General features: G+C 45.5%; 2 protein-coding genes. Both read left to right on the forward strand.

Annotated features, from left to right (window positions below; translation table 11 throughout):
* Window positions 1-814: 814 nt before the first annotated feature.
* Complete coding sequence (locus tag GXO76_02400) at window positions 815-1,396, forward strand: TetR/AcrR family transcriptional regulator (GenBank protein NOY76702.1); 582 nt, start codon at window positions 815-817, stop codon at window positions 1,394-1,396.
* An 89-nt stretch (window positions 1,397-1,485) separates the two neighbouring features.
* Window positions 1,486-3,795: an MMPL family transporter gene (locus GXO76_02405; GenBank protein NOY76703.1), complete on the forward strand. Its 2,310-nt coding sequence runs from the start codon at window positions 1,486-1,488 to the stop codon at window positions 3,793-3,795.
* Window positions 3,796-4,072 lie beyond the last annotated feature (277 nt).

The raw sequence follows: 4,072 nt of genomic DNA on the forward strand, positions 1-4,072 counted from the left end.
AAGAAAAAGGCAAACCGCAAAGGGCGCTGAGGATGCGCAAAGCCCGCCAAGCAGATACCAGGGGACCAGGCACCGGTCGTCGAGCAGTGCGGCACACCGGCCCCTGAGCGTAGTCGAAGGGGGCGCGGAATCCCGGTCGTTGAGTAATCTGAAAGATTTTTCGGCTCTACAGGGGGCAAACACGGAAAAACAGGATTAAACAAATATTGGGGCGATTCATGGGGTCGATTCGTGAATCGCCCCTACTCTCATTCGTGCATTCGCGGCTTATTTAAAAAATTCACCGCAAAGACGCTGGGGCGCAAAGGGAAAATTCCAAACCACAAATCCCAATTTCCAAATAAATTCCAAAATTCAATTCTCAATGGCCAAAACAGAATAATTTGCAAACAACACCGCAGGTGTTGAACATGTGTAGAAAATATAATCCAAAAAATTCCCAAACAACCCCGAACGGGGTTGAACCGTTCAAATCATTAACCTTGCGAAGATTTTTTTAATATGCGGTGTTTGTACTCAAACATAAATAGTATTCTTCAACGATGTAATTTTGTGGGACCATAACCTTCGCAAGGTTTCTTTTTAAAATGAGCATTTCGTGGGGTCGATTCGTGAATTGCCCCTACGATCATTCGCGCATTCGCGGCCTAATAAAAAAAATCACCGCAAAGACGCAGACGTGCCGAGATAAATGTCCAAATAACAAATGTAAAAATTTTTCAACATTTTTCAAATTTTACTTGACAAGTCCATTTTTTTATCCTATCTTCAAAAGTAAGTAAACATTTACTTTCATCCAATTGAAAGAAATTGTATGTTCACCAAAAGACAAAAAGACATTATTCAATCAGCCATTGAATTGATTGCCCAGGAAGGCATTCAAAAACTTACCATTAAGAATCTGTCGGCCAAAGTGGGCGTGACGGAGGGAGCGATTTACCGGCATTTCACCAGCAAACTGGAAATCTTGTTGGGAATTCTCTCGCTGTTTGAAAAAAGTACCGCCGAGCTAATTGGTGTTATTAAAAAGAGCCCGGCCGATCCACTGAAACAATTGGAAATGCTTTTTAAAGAACATTTTTTACAATTCAAACAAAACCCGGCGGTGGCGTCGGTCATTTTTTCGGAAGAACTCTTTCTCAACGAACGCCAGCTTTCGGAAAAGGTGTACGAAATCATGCGAAACACGCAAGCGACAATCGAAAGCATTATTCAAAAAGGCCAGGAACAGGGTGTCTTTCGAAACGATATTGCGCCGGATCAATTAGCCCTGCTTCTCATCGGGGCCCTTCGCCTCACGGTGACGCGCTGGCGGCTGTCTCAGTTTTCCTTCGACCTGAAAGAAGAGGGGGATCGGCTGTGGGATACCATTTTAAAAGTCATTAAAACTAATTGAGTTGTGAATATACGGCACTTCCAGTGCCTTTTTTTGTTGTGAAAAAGTGAGTAAATATTTACTATTCATCAAAGAATCAGGAGAGTTGCATGGAAAAGGTCTTAAATCGATTGCTCAAGTATCCCAAAACAATTTTGTTGGTGGTGCTGATTATTTCCATTGCCTTTTTTGCGATCATGAAGAAAAATTCGCGGATGGAGACCAATCTGGATAAATACATGCCCCAGAATCATCCGGCCTTCATTTACAGCAATCAGGCGGAAAAATGGTTCAATATTAAAGATGGCATCATTATCGCGTTTGAAAACAAAAATGGCATATTTAATCCCACGACGTTGCGAAAGGTCAAGGAACTGACCAAAAAGCTGCAACACATGAAGGAGATTAAGAAGAACGACGTCACATCGCTGTACACGGCAGACAACATTGTGGGGCAGGAAGGCAGCCTGGATGTGACGCGTTTTTACCGACGGGTTCCCACCGATTCAGCGGGCCTGGCCGCCCTGAAAAAGAAAGTTGAAAACAATGAGATGATTTTTGGGCGTCTGGTCTCCACCGATGAAACGGTTACAGTCATTGTGGCCCGGATTGATGACAATGTGTTTTCACAGGATTTTTACCATCGTATTTTAAAATTAGCCGGGGAATACGAAGGCCCCGAAAAGGTGTACGTTGCGGGCCGGCCGATCGTGGAAGGCACGATGGCCTACCTGGGGCCGCGTGATATGAAGCGGATGGTTCCGATTGTCATTCTGGTGATTATTCTGGTATTATATCTGGTTCTGCGCAATGTGAAAAGCACGCTCTTTACGCTTTTGGTGGTTTTGTTCAGTACGATCTGGGCGTTCGGGCTCATGGCAGCCCTCAATGTGCCCATTTACGCCGTGTCCACGATGATTCCCGTCATGTTGATTGCCATTGGGGTGGCGTATGGGGTGCACCTGTACAGTCATTTGTACTTGCACCTGCAGGAGCACCCGGACGCCACCCGGCAGGAAGCCGTTCAAAATATGATTCACGAAATGTGGAAGCCCGTGATGATGGCCGCTGTGACCACCATGATTGGCTTCATTTCGTTGCTTACGTCGCAGGTGTATCCCATTAAGGATTTCGGTATTTTTACGGCTTTCGGCGTGCTGGCCGCTTTTATTCTGTCGATGCTTCTCATTCCGGCGGGTATTCTGGTGTTTGGGCTGCCCCACGCCAAAAAGAAAATCGAAAAAGAAGAACCGGAAGAAAAGGGTTCCCATTTTGCTTACCGTTTTGCCGATGCCGTAGTTCGGCACAAATACGCCACCTTCGTGCTGGCTATTCTCATTACGGGAATTTCCATTTACGGCATGTCCAAGGTCTGGATTAATTCCAGTTTTCTGGCCAAGTTTGAAAAGGACAGCGATATCGTGCTGACCGACCAGTTCATTAACGAGCACTTCGGCGGAACCAGTACGCTCAACGTGATTTTGGAAGGCAAGAAGCCGGACACCTTCAAAAATCCTGCAGTGTTGAAACTGGTAGTCAAAATGCAAAAGGCCGTGGAAGACAGTCTGCCGGTGGTGGGCAATTCGTTTTCGCTGGGTGATTATTTGAAACGAATGAACCGCGTGATGCATGCGGACAGTGAAAAATACGACACCATTCCCAACAGTCAGGATTTGATTGCCCAGTACCTGCTACTGTACGAAATGTCAGGCAATCCCGAAAACCTTTGGCAGGTGGTGACGGAGGACTACAAAAAGCTGAATATCACGTTTCAACTGAAAAGCGACGGCTCCAAAGCCCTGAACAGCACCATTGCGATTATTGACCGGTACAAGCCGCAATTTCAAAAAATGGGCATCAGCGTCAATTATGCCGGTTCCGGCTACAAAGCGCTGGTATTCACGGACTTGATTTTGCAGGGTCAGATCTACAGCCTGATCATGTCGTTGGTGATTGTCATCATTCTGCTCTCGCTGATGTTCAAGAAAATCAGCATTGGACTCATTGGTTCGGTTCCCATTGCCATTACCACCCTTATTAGTTTTGGTGTGATGGGCTTGCTGGGAATCCCCTTGAGCACGACAACCGCCCTGATTTCGAGCATTGCTATCGGTATCGGAATCGATTACGCCGTGCATTTTATCGACCGATACCGATTTTACAGCGAAGCCACACACGACAAAACCCGGACCAGCCATTTGACCATGCACCATTCGGGCCGGGCCATTTTATTCAACGCGGTTGTTGTGATTGCCGGATTTATGGTGTTGCTATTCTCGGTGTTTCCGCCCAACCGGACGTTGGGAGCCCTGGTTTCGCTCAATATGTTTACCAGTTTTGTCGGAACCGTAACCATTATGTTTGTGATTCTGTACATGTCAAATATTTATTTTAAAAAACGTAAAGAAAAAAATGTGTAAAATGGAATTGGCGCTAAAATATTCAAATCTTTTGAAATATTTTGTCATCGCGAGTACGCCGCAGGCGTACGTGGCGATCTCTTTTGAGATTGCACGCCAAGACGCATTTTCAACTTCGCTCACTGCGTTCGCTCGCAATGACAGGTTATCGTGAATGAAAAATTCTATCAAAAAAAGGAGGTCCAAAATGAGACTAAAAAAAATGCAGATGGCTATTTTGGCCATATTGTTTGTGATGCCCGGACTTGTATTTTCCCAAACCAAATTGACCGGGCTA

The organism is Calditrichota bacterium (assembly GCA_013151735.1).
GTDB lineage: Bacteria > Zhuqueibacterota > JdFR-76 > JdFR-76 > BMS3Abin05 > BMS3Abin05.

Bases quoted from the DNA above. Each gene is read 5' to 3' on its own strand.
- GXO76_02405 (NOY76703.1), top strand. From the start codon at position 1,486: ATGGAAAAGGTCTTAAATCGATTGCTCAAGTATCCCAAAACAATTTTG.
- GXO76_02400 (NOY76702.1), top strand. From the start codon at position 815: ATGTTCACCAAAAGACAAAAAGACATTATTCAATCAGCCATTGAATTG.